This is a genomic window from Myxococcaceae bacterium JPH2, from assembly GCA_016458225.1.
In the GTDB taxonomy this organism is placed as follows: domain Bacteria; phylum Myxococcota; class Myxococcia; order Myxococcales; family Myxococcaceae; genus Citreicoccus.
Genome location: JAEMGR010000005.1, coordinates 944,041 through 957,576 on the forward strand (window position 1 = coordinate 944,041; position 13,536 = coordinate 957,576).

Below are 13,536 nucleotides of genomic sequence, written 5' to 3' on the forward strand. Positions count from 1 at the left end.
CCGAATCCCGCCCGCATGGGTAGAGAGAAGCACGGCCCCCTCACCCGCGCTGCGAGCACCCCACCCGCCCCCCGCGTGGCCGCCCGCGTCGCGCCTGCTCGGGGAGCACGCGAGGCCCCATCGCGAACACCGCCGCGAAGTACCGCGCCTGCGGCTCGCTCGTGTAGCGGTACCGCCGCGCCGCGCCTCCCACCACCACCTCCACGCACCACCCACGTGAGTCCCGCCGGAGCGCCACCCGCTCCACCCCGCCGCTCGCCACCCGTTCCATGGGCCGCGCTTTCTTGAAATCTCCGTGCCAGCGAAACCCCGTCCCGCCCGAGGGTTGCGCTGTTCGCCGTCCATCAGCGCGCCCTGGGTCCGTAAGGATTCCCGTCCCGCGCGCCTGCCTGCCCGCTCGCCACCAGGGCCCTGGCACGTGAGGGCAGGACACTCCTGCTTGTGCGCGCGGGTTCCTGCGTTACCTCAAGTGCATGACTCAATTCGAGACCCCCAACGGCGAGCGCTTCGCCGACTTCGTCCTCCCTGACGGTTGCATGATGTGTGGTGGCTCGGTGTCCATCCGGGCCACGCCGTCTGGCGCTCACGGCTACTGCGCGAAGTGCCACTGGCTGTCGCGGCCTCAGATGCGCGTGCGCCCCAACGGCGTCGAGCTGTCGTTCTCCACGACCATCCTCGCCTGATACTCAAGGCTGGGGCGGCAGCGTGACGTCGGAGAGCAGCAGGGCGAGCAGGACCGCCGTCTCCGTCTCCCCGAGCGCGAGCTGTCCTGACGGCAGCTGCAGCCGCACCGGCACGGGCCCGCGTCCCAGGCTGGACGCCTCGCACGTGCGCCAGCCCTCGTAGCGATTGGCCGCGTGCGGCAGCGAGTAGTTGCAGCCGCCCACCCCGCCGGAGATGCCCACCGGCGACACACCAATGGATGTCTGCCAACCCGCGAAGGCGCCCTCCAGCGTCACGCCCGGATGCGCCGAGCGCGGCTGCACCGTGAGCCGCACGGGCGCCTCGCCCACGTGGCCCTCCACCGGGCCGTCGCCCCACCCCACGTTGACGCGCTTGCCGTGCAGGCTCCCCACGAGCCCCGCCTCCGTGCGGCGCAGCGAGAGGTCGCGGCCCTGAATGGCATCGCGCGTGAGCCGCAGCTCCGTGCTCTGGTCCCCCACCTCCAGCCGCAACACCAGGCCCGGCGACACAGACACCTGCGCGCGCGCGGCCGGAGCCAGCCCCAGCACGAGCAGCGCGGCGAGCGAGGCACGGCCCCGCCGAGTGGACCTGGGCTGCGACACGGTGCACCTGCCTTTCCCCTCGCAACGTAGGAAGCCGGGTCCCCCCAGACACGTCGCGCCCGCCCGCCTGGCGACCGCCAGGTTCTGCTAAGTCCGAGCGCCCCATGAACGACCTGCTCGCCCGACAGCTCCTCCCCGAGATGCTCCTCGCCACCCCGAACCTGAAGCTCTACGCGCTGTGTACCGTGGCGCTCTTGCTCAAGATGCAGGCGGTGGGCGTCGCCACCGGCGTCGTGCGCATGCGGCGGGGCGTGGTGACGAACGCGGAGGACGCGCAGCGCAAGCCCGGCGCCATCCAGGTGGCCACGAGCGAGCACCCCGATGTGGAGCGCGTGCAGCGCGCGCACCGCAACGACCTGGAGAACATCCCGCCCTTCCTGATGCTCAGCCTGCTCGCGGTGCTGATGGGCGCGGCGGAGGGCGTCACGGCCGCGTCGCTCGTCGTCTTCACGCTGGCGCGCGTGGGGCACTCGGTGACGTACGTGAAGGGCATCCAGCCCTGGCGCTCGGTGAGCTACGGCGTGGGCCTGCTCGCCCAGCTGGTGGTGATGGCGCTGGTGGTCCAGCGCGCAGTCTCCTGAGCCGAGCGAGACGGTGAGCCGCGCGCGGCGGCCCATCACGGCGCGGCGGACTCGGGCGCGAGCGGCGGCACCTCGGCCCGCGTGACGTACCAGGACACCAGGAGGCTGGCCGCGAGCAGCACCGCGCCCAGGAGGAACGGCGCGCCCGGCAGCCGCGGCGACGCGGCCGGACCAATGGCCCAGGAGAACACCTGGGTGAAGATGAGCGGCCCCACCATGCCCGAGACACCTCGGAGGCTGCTGAGCGCGCCCTGGAGCTGGCCCTGCGCGTTGGGGCCCACCTGCCGAGACATCAGGGCCTGCGCCGCCGCGCCCGCGATGCCCCAGATGGCGACCAGCGGAATGCCCACGAGGAACAGCATGCCCGTGGGCGCCAACCCGTAGACGACGTAACCCGCCACGGCCGACAAGAGGCCCACCAGCAACGCGCGCCGCTCACCCAACCACCGAACGCACCGGCCCACCATCAGCGCGGAGACGACCGTGGCGCAGACTCCGACGATGCAGAGCACCAGCCCCACCTGCTGCTCGCTCCAGCCGTAGCGGTAGTCCGTGTAGAGCACGAAGGTGCTGGCCAGGGCCTCCTGCGCGATGAAGAAGACGAACGTCGCCATGGCCATGCCGGACAGCGCGGGGAACGAGCGCAGCAGGCGCAGCGAGCCCAGCGGGTTGGCGCCGCGCCACGAGAACGCCGAGCGGCGCTCGGGGGGCAGCGACTCCGGGAGGATGAAGAAGCCGTACGCGGCGTTGGCGAGGCTCAGCAGCGCGGCCACCCAGAACGGCAGGCGCAGGTCGATTCCGCCCAGGAAGCCGCCCACCGCCGGGCCCACCACGAAGCCCAGGCCGAACGCCGCGCCCAACATGCCGAAGCGCGCGGCGCGCTGCTCGGGCGGCGTGACGTCCGCGACGTAGGCGCTCGCGGTGGGGTAGCTCGCGGCGGTGATGCCGGAGATGAGCCGGCCCACGAACAGCCACCCCAGCGACGGCGCCAGCGCCATCACCACGTAGTCCAGCCCCAGCCCCAGGTTGGACAGCAGGATGACGGGACGCCGACCGAACCGGTCCGACACCGCGCCGAGCACGGGAGAGAACACGAACTGCATCGCCGCCCACGCGAAGCCGAAGACACCGGCCACCTCCGCGGCCTTTCCGACGTCTCCCGCCTCGAAGCGCACCACCAGCTTGGGCAGCACGGGAATCATGATGCCCAGCGCGAGCAGGTCGAGCAGGACGGTGGTGAAGATGAATGCGAAGGCAGCGCGGCTGGGCGGACGGTCGGCGGGCACGGAGCGCGGACTTACTCCCCCCGGCCTCAGTGCACCAGTTGCAGCAGCGCGGGCGCGGTGAGGAACGACAGCGGTATCCCCACTCCCACCATCAGCACCGCCAGCTCGGGGTCCAGGTCATGGTCCGCCGCGAGGATGGCCCCCGTCACCATGGGCGCCATGGCCGCTTGCAGCACCGTGGCCTGCCGCACCAGGAGCGCCACGCCGGGCACCAGCGCCAGCGCCACCAGGATGACCCCCGGGGCGAGGACGAGCTTGTACGAGAGCCCCAGCGCCAGCGCGGGCAGACGCTGGCGCACGCCTCGGAGCTGCAGCTGGAAACCCACCGCGAAGAGCGCGAGCGGCGTCAGCAAATCCCCCAGCCGCTGGAGCACCGCGTCCAACCAGCCCGGATATGCCAGGGGCCGCAAGAGCAGCGCCACCACCAGCGACGCGAAGGGCGGGAACGTCACCACGCGAACGAGCAGCGCGCGCCACGTCAGCTCCGAGCGCGCGCTGGCCCGCGCCGCCGTGGCCGTGGCCAGCGTGGCCAGCACCAGGAACGTGCCGAGCTGATCCGCCACCACCGCCACCGCCAGACCGGGAGGCCCCAGCAGGGCCTCGGCCATGGGGAGACCCACGAACGCCGTGTTGCCCAGCCCCGCCGTCAGCACCAGCGCCGCCACCGACGCGCGCGACAGCCCCAGCCGCCCACCGAGTGCTCGGAAGAACGGCCCCGCGCCCAGGAACACCCCCCACGGCGCCAGGGCCGCCGCCATAAGGCCCGGGTCAAACTCCAGCCGATGCACCGCGCGCAGCACCAACGCGGGCAAAGACACGTTGAGCAGGAAGGAATTGAACGCTCCCGCCGTCTGTGCGGGGAAGCGGCCACTGCGGCGCGCCAGCACCCCCAACACCAGACACACCCCCAACAACCCGATGACCTGGCCCATGCCCTGGCGACGTGCCTCCTCGGTTGCCGCGCACCACGGTTGCCCACGCTGGTGGAGCGCTCGGACAAAGTCCAGTCCGCCCTACCCCGCACCCACTTGGAGGCGCGCGTCCGCTGTCGCATGCTGCACGCCGCATCCGCTCTCCCTGGCACTCATGAAACTCCACACCGCAGCGCTTCGCGCGATGAGCGCGGAGGGCCTGCCCCGCACCTACTGGGTGCTGTGGACAGGCACCCTCGTCAACCGGCTGGGTTCCTTCGTCATCCCCTTCCTCGCGCTGTACCTCACGCGCGAGCGCGGCTTCACGCCCGAGCAGGCGGGGCTCATCGTCTCGCTCAACGGGCTCGGCGCCATGTTCGCGGCGCCCCTGGGCGGCACGCTCGCGGACCGGCTGGGTCGCCGCATCACCCTCGCGGGCGGCTTGTGGGCGGGCGCCTGCGCCATGCTGCTGCTGGGCTTCTCCCGTCACCCCGCGCAGATCGCCGCGGCGGCCTTCCTGCTGGGGCTCTTGGGCGAGCTGTATCGCCCCGCCGTGTCCGCCACCGTCGCGGACGTGGTGCCGCCCGCGGACCGGCCGCGCGCATATGGCCTGCTCTACTGGGTGGTGAACGTGGGCTACGCGCTCGCCATCCCCATGGCCGGCCTCATGGCGGGCCAGAGCTACCAGCGCCTCTTCGTCATCGACGCCATCACCACGTCGCTCTACGGCGTCATCATCTGGGTCATGGTGCCGGAGACGCGGCCCCAGCAGGCGCGCGAGCAGGCCCGCCACGCCCACGGCTCGCCGCTGGCCGCCATGCTGCGCCCCTTCCGAGACCCGGTGTACGCGGCCTTCTGTCTGCCCATCTTCGTCACCGCGCTGCTCTTCCATCAGAACCAGATGGCGCTGCCGCTGGACCTCGCCGCCAAGGGGCTCACGCCCGCGCAGTACGGGACGGTGCTCGCCGTCAACGGCGTGCTCATCGTCACGCTCCAGCCCTTCGTGGGACGCGTCCAGCGCGGCCACCGCCGCTCCGTGCTCCTGGCCATCGCGTGCGCGCTGACGGGCCTGGGCTTCGGCCTGCATGCGCTGTCCACCAACGTGCCGCTGGCGATGATGGCCGTGGCCGTGTGGACGCTGGGCGAGATGGCCCAGTCCCCCGTGGCCGCCACCGTCGTCGCGGACCTGGCGCCGCCCGAGATTCGCGGCAGCTACCAGGGCGCCTACCACATGATGTGGGGGCTGGCCTCGTGCGTGGCGCCCGCGCTGGGCGGGTGGACGCTGGGCCGCTACGGCTCGGGCACGCTGTGGCTCATGTGCCTGACGCTCGGCCTGGGCGCGGCGGGCTGGCACCTGGCCATCGCGGGGGCCCGGGGGCGGCGCCTGCGAGGCGAGCACGCCGAACCGCGCCTGCAACTGGACTGAGCGCGGAACTGCGTCAGCGTCCGATGATGGCCTCGGGGCGAGTGAGTCCCCGGGCCCGCCCCACCGGCTGGAGGATGTCCGGGGGCGGCGCGTCGGCGGTGAGCAGCAGCGCGCGCACGGCGGTCTCCACCACGTCCTCGGCGCCCGGGCGCACCATGCCCAGGCGCGCGGCCTCCACGCGCCGGCCGCGGTACACGTCGAAGCGCTCCTTCACGCGCTTGGCCAGGTCCGCAATGGCCTTGTCGCCCACCTCCACGCGCAGCTCCAGCTCGCTGCGCAGCTGCACGGGGTCCGCCAGCACGCCATAGCGGTCATAGCCCTTGTGCGCCGTGTCCTCGTTCACCACCGCGTAGTCCTGCGTGTTGGGCGCGGGCGCCTGGGGCGTGAGCAAATCGCGCATCACCGCCGTCACGGTGGCGGTGACGGTGAGCCGGTGCAGCTGCACGTCGTAGACGAAGTCTGAGTACATGGGCTCCTCCACCGTGACGGGCTCGCGGAACACCGTGTCGCGGTGGCGCTGCACCTCGGAGCGCTGCTGCTCCGACTTGTCCAGCGCGGCCTGGAGCGCCTTCTCCTGCGCGACCGCGGCCAGCGCCTTCGCCGCCATCAGCCCCTCGTCCTGCGAGCACTGGCTTCCCGCGCAGCGCGCCGCCTCGCACGCGCTGGGCAGGCTGCCCGGCTTCTCCGCCTCGCGCGCGGCCTCGCCGCACTCCTGGAGGGCCTTGCGGCACTCGCGCTTCTCACGCTCCCGGCAGCGCTCGGCCGCGTCGCGCAGCGTGGCCAGCTCGCCCTGGAAGCGCAGGTAGTCGCGCAGCGCCGCGGCCTGCTTGCGCTCCACCTCTTCCAGCCCGCGCTCCGACTGGAGCAGCTTGTTCTCGAACTGCGCGCGGCGAGGGTTGGGCACCGAGCGATTGCCGGCCAGGTAGCGCTGGCTGCGCTGCGACTCCTCCATCGCCTTGAGCGGCAGCACGCGCTCCAGCGTCAGGTCCAGCTTCACGCCCTCGCGCCCCGCCGGCGCCTCCGTCACCACGCGCAGCGGCAGCTGCGTGGGCAGCATCGCGGCCAGTCGCCCCGCGGCCAGCCGCTGCGCCACGTCCGCCGCCTGCGCCTTGTCCTCCACGGGCGCGGCCACCACCAGGAAGGCCACCTCGTCGCGCAGCTTCTGGCGCACCGCCTCGGCGCGCTCGCGGGCCGCCGTCACGCCCACCCGCTCCTGGTCCGCGCGCACGTACGCCAGCAGCGCGTTGCCCAGCTTGCCCGTCTTCTCCAGGCCCTCGGCCGTGGTGAACCAGCGCTTGGCCCAGGCGCTCTGCACCGCGTCCACCGCCTTGCGCGCGCCCGCGTGGTCGGGTGACACGGCCAGCACCGCGTCCAGCTCCGCGCGCGCGTCCTGGAGCTTCTCCGTCTTCAGCATCGCCAGCGCCGCCGTCACCCGCGCATCCAGCGTCTGATTGAGCAGCGCGCGGCCCGCCTCCTGGTCTGGATTCAGCTCCAGCGCGCGCACCAGCAGCTTCGTCGCCGCGGCCAGGTCTCCCGCGCGGTTCGCCGCCTCCGCCTCCTTGAGGATGTCCTCGGCCCACTCCGCGCGCACGGCGCGCAGCTTCACGGTGACCTCGGACGCGGCGGGGTCCGCGGCCAGCGCCCGAAGGTAGGCCGCCTCCGCGTCCGCCCACTTGCGCTGCTGGCCGAAGCTGTCTCCCTCCTTCACCGCGCGGGAGAAGGCCGTGCAGCCGCTCAGCGCGAGCAGGGTGGCCAGGGCGAACGCTCGCAGCCAGCGCGGCGACGGGACGGAGGGGGTCGGGACGGACAAGGTCACGCGCCGCATCTTCTGGGAAAGCCCGCGCGGCGAGAAGGTTTCATCCGCCCGCCCGGCCGCTCCTGGGGGCCGGATGACCCTCCCCGGGCGGGCACCCAAGCTCGCCGCCCCACCGCCGCCCCGCCGTGGGAATGACGCGGCGCACCGGCCGGTAGAAGAGGCCAGCACCCACGAGGGGGGCTAGCGAGAATCACCATGTCGTGTCCACAGCCGCGTCCCACCGAGTTCCATCTCCCGATGAGGGCCGAGTCCTTCGCCATCGAGGAGCACCGCAACGTCCATTGCCGCTTCTACGGGGGCTGCGTGGACTCCGCCGTGCGTGAGGACTGGGAGAGCTTCACCTGCGCCAAGTGCCCCTTGTTCAGCCAGGACAAGGCACCGGGCGCGGACACCTACGCCTTCAACCAGCCCGCGGACTCCGGCCGGCCGTAGGCGGGCGCCCGGCGCCTCGCTCGCCCTCGCGAAGAGGAGCCGAGGGACGATGCGCCCGGCCCCGACCATGAAGAACCTCCTCCCCGGCGCCCGTCGGCGCTGGGGAGTGCCCGGGTGAAAGAGCAGCGCATCACGTCCTGGCTGGAGCTTCAGGAAGCCCTCTTCTCCAACTCCTGGAACGAGCCGCTGGGCCGCTTCCGCTCCAGCTTCGTCTTCCGGGGCGTGAAGGACGCGCGGCACGACCTGTCCGCCTCGCTCTACCGCAGCGGCGCCTTCATCCGGCAGGAGCGGGACCTGCTGCGCGCCTTCCGCAAGTACGCGCGCGGCGTGCCCGGCACCGCGCCGCTGTCGTCGCTGTGGGACTGGCTCGCGCTGGCGCAGCACCACGGGCTGCCCACCCGGCTGCTCGACTGGACCTTCAGCCCCTACGTCGCGCTGCACTTCATCACCGAGGACCCCGACTTCTACGAGGTGGACGGCGTGGTGTGGTGCGTGGACTACCGGGTGACGAACCGCCTGCTCCCCCGGCCCCTGCGACGGCAGCTCCATCAGGAAGGCGCGGAGGTCTTCACCGCGGAGATGCTCGCCGCAGAGGCCGAGGACCTCACCTCGTTCGACCGGCTGGCCCGGCACCCCTTCGTCCTCTTCTTCGAGCCGCCGTCGCTGGACGCGCGCATCGTCAATCAGTTCGCCCTCTTCTCCGTGATGAACGCGCCCGGGCCCAGCCTGGACGAGTTCCTCCAACACCAGGAGAAGGGCGTGCGCCGGCTCGTCGTCCCCGCCGCACTCAAGTGGGAGGTGCGGGACAAGTTGGACCAGGCCAATGTCACCGAGCGCGTGCTGTTCCCGGGCCTGGACGGACTGAGCCGCTGGCTGCGCCGCTACTACGGCCCTCGACCGCGCTAGCGACCGCGTGGGCTACGACAGCAGCGCTGCGTCCCGCTCGGCCTCGCGCGCGTCACGCGCCTGTCGCGCCTGCTTCCCCAGCATGTGGCCCGCCACGCCGCCGACGATGACCGCGGCGATGAGCACGAAGAAGATGAAGACACCCACCAGGGCGGCACCGATGATGGCCATGCGCTGATCTCCTGGACGCGGGCCGCGAATCGCCCCGCGACACCAAGGATGCGTCGCGCGGCGGTGTCCGCAACCCAACAGCCCACCGGCCCCAGGGATGAAAGCGTGTTCACTGGCACCGGCCTCCCACATGGACGGGGAAGAGAACACGACACACCTTGAGTCGAGCGGGGGTCTCGTCGGGGGGGCCGCGGACACCCGGGGAGCGAGCGTCGATGCGGTACGCAGGCAGCCGCCAGTCGGGGGGTCCGCGGTCCGGACCCTCGCAGCAGTGGGTTCGCGTGGTCCCTGCGCGCGCCGCGCGGGGCAAGGCCGTGCGAGGGCGCACGCGTCCCCGACGTGGCCTGGAGCCGCCCACTCCGCCGGCGCGGCACGACGAGCCGCAGGATGCGGACGCCGCGCTCGACTTCGACGAAGCCATCGCGTCCTGGTAGTTCGGGGCGCATGAGCGCTCCCCGCCCCAACCCGCTGCTGTCGGACCGCGACGTGGACTTCCAGCTCCACGAGGTGCTGGCGGTGTCACGGCTGTTCTCCCTGCCCGACTTCGCCGACCACTCGCGCGACACGGTGTCGCTGCTGCTGGAGAGCACGCGCCGCTTCGCCCGCGCCGAGCTCTATCCCACGTACCGCGCCATGGACGAGGCACCGCCCGTCTTCGAGCACGGTCGCGTGCGCGTGCACCCCGCCCTGCGCGCGCTGTACGCCGGCATGGTGGACCTGGGCCTGCTCACCGCCACGCGCCCGCCCGAGGTGGGCGGTCAGCACCTGCCGCTCACCGTGCACGCGGTGGCCAGCGCGTACCTCATGGCCGGCAACCTGAGCGCGTACGGCTACCTGGGCCTCACGTTGGGCGCCGCGCACCTGCTCGAGGTGTTCGGCTCGCCGTGGGTACGAGACACCTTCATGACGCGCCTGTATCGGGGCGAGTGGACCGGCACCATGGCCCTCACCGAGCCGCAGGCGGGCAGCAGCCTGGCGGACGTGAAGACCCGCGCCACGCCCATGCCGGATGGCTCGTGGCGCATCCAGGGCTCGAAGATTTTCATCAGCGGCGGGGACCACGACTTCGCCGAGAACGTCGTCCACCTCACGCTGGCGCGCATCGAGGGCGCGGAAGGAGGCACGCGAGGCATCTCGCTCTTCGCGGTGCCGTCGCGCCGTCCCGAGGGCGACGCGCTGGTGCCCAACGACGTGAACGTGGCGGGCGTCATCCACAAGATTGGCTGGCGCGGCTTGCCCAGCCTGGTCCTCAACTACGGCGAGGCGGGGGACTGCCACGGCTGGCTGGTGGGGCAGCCCGGTCGCGGGCTGGCGTGCATGTTCCAGATGATGAACGAGGCGCGCATCATGGTGGGCCTCAACGGCGTGGCCACCGCGTCGGTCGCGTACCACGAGGCGCTGGCCTACGCGCGCGAGCGTCCTCAAGGTCGCCCCGCCTGGGCCAAGGACGCCAGCCGGCCGCAGTCGCCCATCATCGAGCACGCGGACGTCCGTCGCATGCTGCTGCGGCAGAAGGCCATCGTGGAGGGCGGCCTCTCGCTGCTGCTGTCCGCGTCGTATCAGGCGGACCTCGCGGGCCACTCACCGGACGCGGCGACGCGCGAGCGCGCCAGTCGGCTGTTGGATTTGCTCACGCCCATCGCCAAGACGTTCCCGGCGGAGAAGGGCTTCGAGGCCAACGCGCTCGCCCTCCAGATTCACGGCGGCTACGGCTACTCCAGCGAGTACTCGCCGGAGTCGTGGCTGCGCGACCAGAAGCTCAACAGCATCCATGAGGGCACCACGGGCATCCAGGGCCTCGACCTGCTGGGGCGCAAGGTCATCGCGGGCGAGGGCGCCGCGCTGCGCGCCTTCCAGGAAGAAGTGGACGCCACGGTGGAGCGCGCGCGGGCCGCGGGCGTGGAGGCCGCGTGGTGCGACGCGCTCCTGGGCGCGATGTCCGAGGCCGCCACGCTGACGATGGAGCTGGCGGCGCGGGGACTCGCGGGCGAGGTGGAGGCCATGCTCCGCCACAGCGCGGACTTCCTGGAGATGTTCAGCGTGCTCGCGGTGGCGTGGCGCTGGTTGGACCAGGCCGCGGCGGCGCGCGAGGGATTGGCGCGCGGAACGGACGGGCAGGCGTTCTACGAGGGCAAGCTCGCGGCGGCGCAGTACTGGTTCGCGGTGGAGGTGCCTCGCGTGGCGCTGCTCGCGACGCTGTGCCGGACGGCCGAGGACTCGTACGCCCGCATGCGGCCCGAGTGGTTCTGAGCCGACATCGGCTCACCCCGGCGCGCGATTCTCCCACGCGCGCCGCGCCGGTCCGCCACAATGCCGCCCGTGCCAGTCTCCTTCCATCTGTGTCAGCCCGGAGGGGGCGCCTCGTGCGGTGCCTGCTGCGGCCTCTACAACTTCCAGGACCACTCCCGCTTCATGCTGGCGGAGCACCTCTCCATCCAGACGGAGCGGCTGCGCCACACGCCCCGCGAGCCGGCCGCCTACCGTGACGCGGCCCAGGAGCTGCTCGCGCGCCGGCCCCAGGAGCCGCTGTTCCCCACCGTGAGGGTGTGTCCCCTGCTCGGCTTCCTCGACGACGAGCGCCGCCAGGTGGGCTGCCTGGGCCATCCCAAGGTGACGGGCGGCGTGGACCTGCGCGACTGCGGCGTGTACCGCGCCACCCTCTGCGAGACCTTCACGTGTCCGTCCTTCGGCTGGCTGACAGATGCCCAGGCGCGGCTGGTCCAGGCCGCGTGCGCGGATTGGTATTTGTATGGCCTGGTCATCACCGACGTGGAGTTCGTGCGCGGCTGCCTGCGCCTCGTCGAGTGGGAGCTGGGCGGCCCCGCGCGCCCCGAGGTGATGGTGGCGCGGCCGGAAGTGTTGGAGCCAATGCGACGATTGCTCGGCCTGAAGGAGACCGCCGCGCGCGAGGACTCCCGCGCCGCGGTGTTTGGCCGCTTCACCCGTGACACCGAGGGCGAGCCCGTGCCGCGCACGCTCGACTACGCGGCCCTGGGCGCGCGCGCCGCCCCCGAGGACGATGTCGTCATGTGCCTGGGCCATGCCCCCACCACCGCCGAGGCGCTGCTCGCCGCGCGAGAGCAGGTGCGCACCCACGTGCGCGCCGTGGCCCGCGCGCTGGAGTCCTGACGGGCGCACGCCGCTTGCAACTCCCCTGGGCAACACGCGCGCGTGGGAACGCGAGGGGGACGTGATGGGCATGGGCTGGGTGCGGTGGGGCATGGCGGGTTTCATCATCCTGGCGCCGGGGTGCCAGGGACGGTCCTCGCGACACGCGGAGCCACCGCGCGCCGAGCTGCGTGCCCCGGAGTCCGCGAGCACCGCCTCGCCCACGCCGGCCACGCCTCGCGCAAGCGCGGAGGACGCCAAGACGGTCTCACCGGGCGCCAGCGCTCCCGAGCAGCCGCCGCTCGTGGCGCCGCGAGCGCCTCCGCCCGCGCACGCGGTGGAGCCCGGGGGACGGGTGATGATTGGCACGGCCGCGGTGCAAGCCCGCGACGACGAGCCCTGGTTCGAGGGCGCGGCCCGAGCGGCCATGGCGGCCCAGCCCACGCCGCGGTCCACCGCCGAGGTGGTCATCGCCTCCAGCGAGGTGCGCGGGCGCGTGGCGCGCAGCGGACGTCACGCGCTGCGGGTGCACGACCGGGAGGGCATCACCTACGAGCTGGCGTGGGATGCGCACAGCCGCGTCCTCGACCAAGGCCGCCCGGTGCACCGCCAGCGCCTCGCGCGAGGCATGTCCGTGCACGCGCGCTTCGTGCTCGTGGGCGACCGCGCCATCGCGCGTGACGTCCAGGTCCAGCGCTGAGGTCTCCTGAAGTGAAGCGCTGAGCGCCTCCTGAAACGACGACACCCGGGCAGCCACGAGGGCCACCCGGGTGTCTGGGCTCCATCCGAGGGACGGAGCAGGCGCCGCTAGTACGCGCCCTTCAGCGACACACCCGAGTACGCCGAGTAGCCGCGAACCATCACGTACACCGTGCCGGCCGAGGCCTTCGCCGGGATGGTGCACGTCTCGTTGTTGCCGCTGGCGTACGGACGGCAGTCATACGTGGTGGTGGTGGGGGCCGCGCCGTAGCGAACGTACAGGTCCGCGTCGCCCGTGCCGCCCGAAATGGTGAACACCGACTGGAGGTTCGCCGGAACCGCCATCGTGTAGTTCACCGTGGAGCCCGAGGCGCCGTTCGCCAGGAGCACCGGCACGCCGTTCACGAGCACGTTCCCCACGATTTGGCCGTAGGTACCGGTCAGCGTCACACCCGAGTAGGTCGAGTACGCGTTGAGCATCACGTAGTACGTGCCCGCCTGGATGTTGGTGATGGTGCACGTCTCCTCGTTGCCGGAGGCGTACGGACGGCAGTCGTACGTGGACGCGTCCGGCGCGGAGCCGAAGCGCACGTACAGGTCCGCGTCACCCGTGCCGCCGGTGATGACGAACTTCAGGCTCGTCTGGCCCGCGGGGACCACCAGGCTGAAGAACTTGTTGTTGCCCGAGCTGTCCGCGGCGGACACGCCCACGCCGTTGGTCAGCGGGGTGGTGACGGGCGGAACCACGACACCGCCCACGCCCACCGCTTCCCACGCGGCCTTCACGGCATCCTGCGTGGCCTGGTCATAACCCAGGTCCACGGCGGCCTGGATGGTCCAGGTCTTCGCCTGGAGGTACGTCGTGCCCGCCGAGTACAGGTCCGTGTTGGCCTTGTACCAGATGGCGCCCGCCT

At 72.3% G+C, this 13,536-nt stretch carries 16 protein-coding genes; 9 read left to right on the top strand and 7 right to left on the bottom strand.

Features of this window, described 5'->3' with window-relative positions; translation table 11 throughout:
• Nucleotides 1-40: 40 nt before the first annotated feature.
• Nucleotides 41-271 carry a hypothetical protein gene (locus tag JGU66_12615; protein ID MBJ6761610.1) on the bottom strand — a complete coding sequence of 77 codons (231 nt, stop codon included), beginning with the start codon at nucleotides 269-271 and terminating at the stop codon, nucleotides 41-43.
• Between the two features lie 202 nt (nucleotides 272-473).
• On the opposite strand from JGU66_12615, the gene JGU66_12620 reads away from it, so the two are divergent.
• Complete coding sequence (locus JGU66_12620; protein MBJ6761611.1) at nucleotides 474-683, top strand: hypothetical protein; 210 nt, start codon at nucleotides 474-476, stop codon at nucleotides 681-683.
• 3 nt (nucleotides 684-686) lie between these two features.
• On the opposite strand, the gene JGU66_12625 is transcribed toward JGU66_12620, so the two are convergent.
• Complete coding sequence (locus JGU66_12625) at nucleotides 687-1,286, bottom strand: hypothetical protein (GenBank protein ID MBJ6761612.1); 600 nt, start codon at nucleotides 1,284-1,286, stop codon at nucleotides 687-689.
• 104 nt (nucleotides 1,287-1,390) lie between these two features.
• Here JGU66_12625 and JGU66_12630 point away from each other — a divergent pair, with 104 nt between their 5' ends.
• The gene (locus tag JGU66_12630; GenBank protein MBJ6761613.1) at nucleotides 1,391-1,867 is read left to right on the top strand and encodes an MAPEG family protein; all 477 of its coding nucleotides are present in this window, start codon (nucleotides 1,391-1,393) and stop codon (nucleotides 1,865-1,867) included.
• A gap of 35 nt (nucleotides 1,868-1,902) precedes the next feature.
• Here the strand turns inward: JGU66_12630 and JGU66_12635 are convergent, their stop codons facing one another.
• Complete coding sequence (locus tag JGU66_12635; protein MBJ6761614.1) at nucleotides 1,903-3,069, bottom strand: TCR/Tet family MFS transporter; 1,167 nt, start codon at nucleotides 3,067-3,069, stop codon at nucleotides 1,903-1,905.
• A gap of 110 nt (nucleotides 3,070-3,179) precedes the next feature.
• Entirely contained in the window at nucleotides 3,180-4,085 is a 906-nt protein-coding gene (locus JGU66_12640; protein ID MBJ6761615.1) for an AEC family transporter, read from the bottom strand.
• 154 nt (nucleotides 4,086-4,239) lie between these two features.
• On the opposite strand from JGU66_12640, the gene JGU66_12645 reads away from it, so the two are divergent.
• On the top strand, nucleotides 4,240-5,490 hold the full coding sequence (locus JGU66_12645) for an MFS transporter (GenBank protein MBJ6761616.1): 1,251 nt from the start codon (nucleotides 4,240-4,242) through the stop codon (nucleotides 5,488-5,490).
• Nucleotides 5,491-5,503: 13 nt separating this feature from the next.
• Here JGU66_12645 and JGU66_12650 read toward each other — a convergent pair whose 3' ends face one another.
• Complete coding sequence (locus JGU66_12650; GenBank protein ID MBJ6761617.1) at nucleotides 5,504-7,315, bottom strand: TetR family transcriptional regulator; 1,812 nt, start codon at nucleotides 7,313-7,315, stop codon at nucleotides 5,504-5,506.
• Nucleotides 7,316-7,501: 186 nt separating this feature from the next.
• Between JGU66_12650 and JGU66_12655 the strand changes: the two genes are divergently transcribed.
• Both JGU66_12655 and JGU66_12660 read left to right on the top strand, forming a co-directional pair.
• Entirely contained in the window at nucleotides 7,502-7,738 is a 237-nt protein-coding gene (locus JGU66_12655; GenBank protein ID MBJ6761618.1) for a hypothetical protein, read from the top strand.
• A 114-nt stretch (nucleotides 7,739-7,852) separates the two neighbouring features.
• A complete protein-coding gene (locus JGU66_12660) occupies nucleotides 7,853-8,644 on the top strand; it encodes an FRG domain-containing protein (GenBank protein ID MBJ6761619.1) in 792 nt (263 codons plus the stop codon).
• 12 nt (nucleotides 8,645-8,656) lie between these two features.
• Here the strand turns inward: JGU66_12660 and JGU66_12665 are convergent, their stop codons facing one another.
• Complete coding sequence (locus tag JGU66_12665; protein ID MBJ6761620.1) at nucleotides 8,657-8,815, bottom strand: hypothetical protein; 159 nt, start codon at nucleotides 8,813-8,815, stop codon at nucleotides 8,657-8,659.
• 281 nt (nucleotides 8,816-9,096) lie between these two features.
• Here JGU66_12665 and JGU66_12670 point away from each other — a divergent pair, with 281 nt between their 5' ends.
• The 4 genes from JGU66_12670 to JGU66_12685 all read left to right on the top strand — a co-directional run bounded on the left by JGU66_12670 (nucleotide 9,097) and on the right by JGU66_12685 (nucleotide 12,623).
• Entirely contained in the window at nucleotides 9,097-9,249 is a 153-nt protein-coding gene (locus JGU66_12670; protein ID MBJ6761621.1) for a hypothetical protein, read from the top strand.
• Nucleotides 9,250-9,259: 10 nt separating this feature from the next.
• Nucleotides 9,260-11,065, top strand: a complete 1,806-nt coding sequence (locus JGU66_12675; GenBank protein MBJ6761622.1) for an acyl-CoA dehydrogenase — start codon at nucleotides 9,260-9,262, stop codon at nucleotides 11,063-11,065.
• A 69-nt stretch (nucleotides 11,066-11,134) separates the two neighbouring features.
• Nucleotides 11,135-11,944 (top strand): hypothetical protein, encoded by an 810-nt coding sequence (locus JGU66_12680; GenBank protein MBJ6761623.1) that lies wholly within the window; start codon nucleotides 11,135-11,137, stop codon nucleotides 11,942-11,944.
• A gap of 61 nt (nucleotides 11,945-12,005) precedes the next feature.
• Nucleotides 12,006-12,623, top strand: coding sequence for a hypothetical protein (locus JGU66_12685; GenBank protein MBJ6761624.1), 618 nt, complete (start codon nucleotides 12,006-12,008; stop codon nucleotides 12,621-12,623).
• Nucleotides 12,624-12,730: 107 nt separating this feature from the next.
• On the opposite strand, the gene JGU66_12690 is transcribed toward JGU66_12685, so the two are convergent.
• On the bottom strand, nucleotides 12,731-13,536 hold an 806-nt coding region (locus JGU66_12690; GenBank protein MBJ6761625.1), incomplete at its 5' end, for a pre-peptidase C-terminal domain-containing protein.

Bases quoted from the DNA above. Each gene is read 5' to 3' on its own strand.
- JGU66_12615 (MBJ6761610.1), bottom strand. From the start codon at position 271: ATGGAACGGGTGGCGAGCGGCGGGGTGGAGCGGGTGGCGCTCCGGCGG.
- JGU66_12620 (MBJ6761611.1), top strand. From the start codon at position 474: ATGACTCAATTCGAGACCCCCAACGGCGAGCGCTTCGCCGACTTCGTC.
- JGU66_12630 (MBJ6761613.1), top strand. From the start codon at position 1,391: ATGAACGACCTGCTCGCCCGACAGCTCCTCCCCGAGATGCTCCTCGCC.
- JGU66_12635 (MBJ6761614.1), bottom strand. From the start codon at position 3,069: ATGATTCCCGTGCTGCCCAAGCTGGTGGTGCGCTTCGAGGCGGGAGAC.
- JGU66_12640 (MBJ6761615.1), bottom strand. From the start codon at position 4,085: ATGGGCCAGGTCATCGGGTTGTTGGGGGTGTGTCTGGTGTTGGGGGTG.
- JGU66_12645 (MBJ6761616.1), top strand. From the start codon at position 4,240: ATGAAACTCCACACCGCAGCGCTTCGCGCGATGAGCGCGGAGGGCCTG.
- JGU66_12650 (MBJ6761617.1), bottom strand. From the start codon at position 7,315: ATGCGGCGCGTGACCTTGTCCGTCCCGACCCCCTCCGTCCCGTCGCCG.
- JGU66_12655 (MBJ6761618.1), top strand. From the start codon at position 7,502: ATGTCGTGTCCACAGCCGCGTCCCACCGAGTTCCATCTCCCGATGAGG.
- JGU66_12665 (MBJ6761620.1), bottom strand. From the start codon at position 8,815: ATGGCCATCATCGGTGCCGCCCTGGTGGGTGTCTTCATCTTCTTCGTG.
- JGU66_12675 (MBJ6761622.1), top strand. From the start codon at position 9,260: ATGAGCGCTCCCCGCCCCAACCCGCTGCTGTCGGACCGCGACGTGGAC.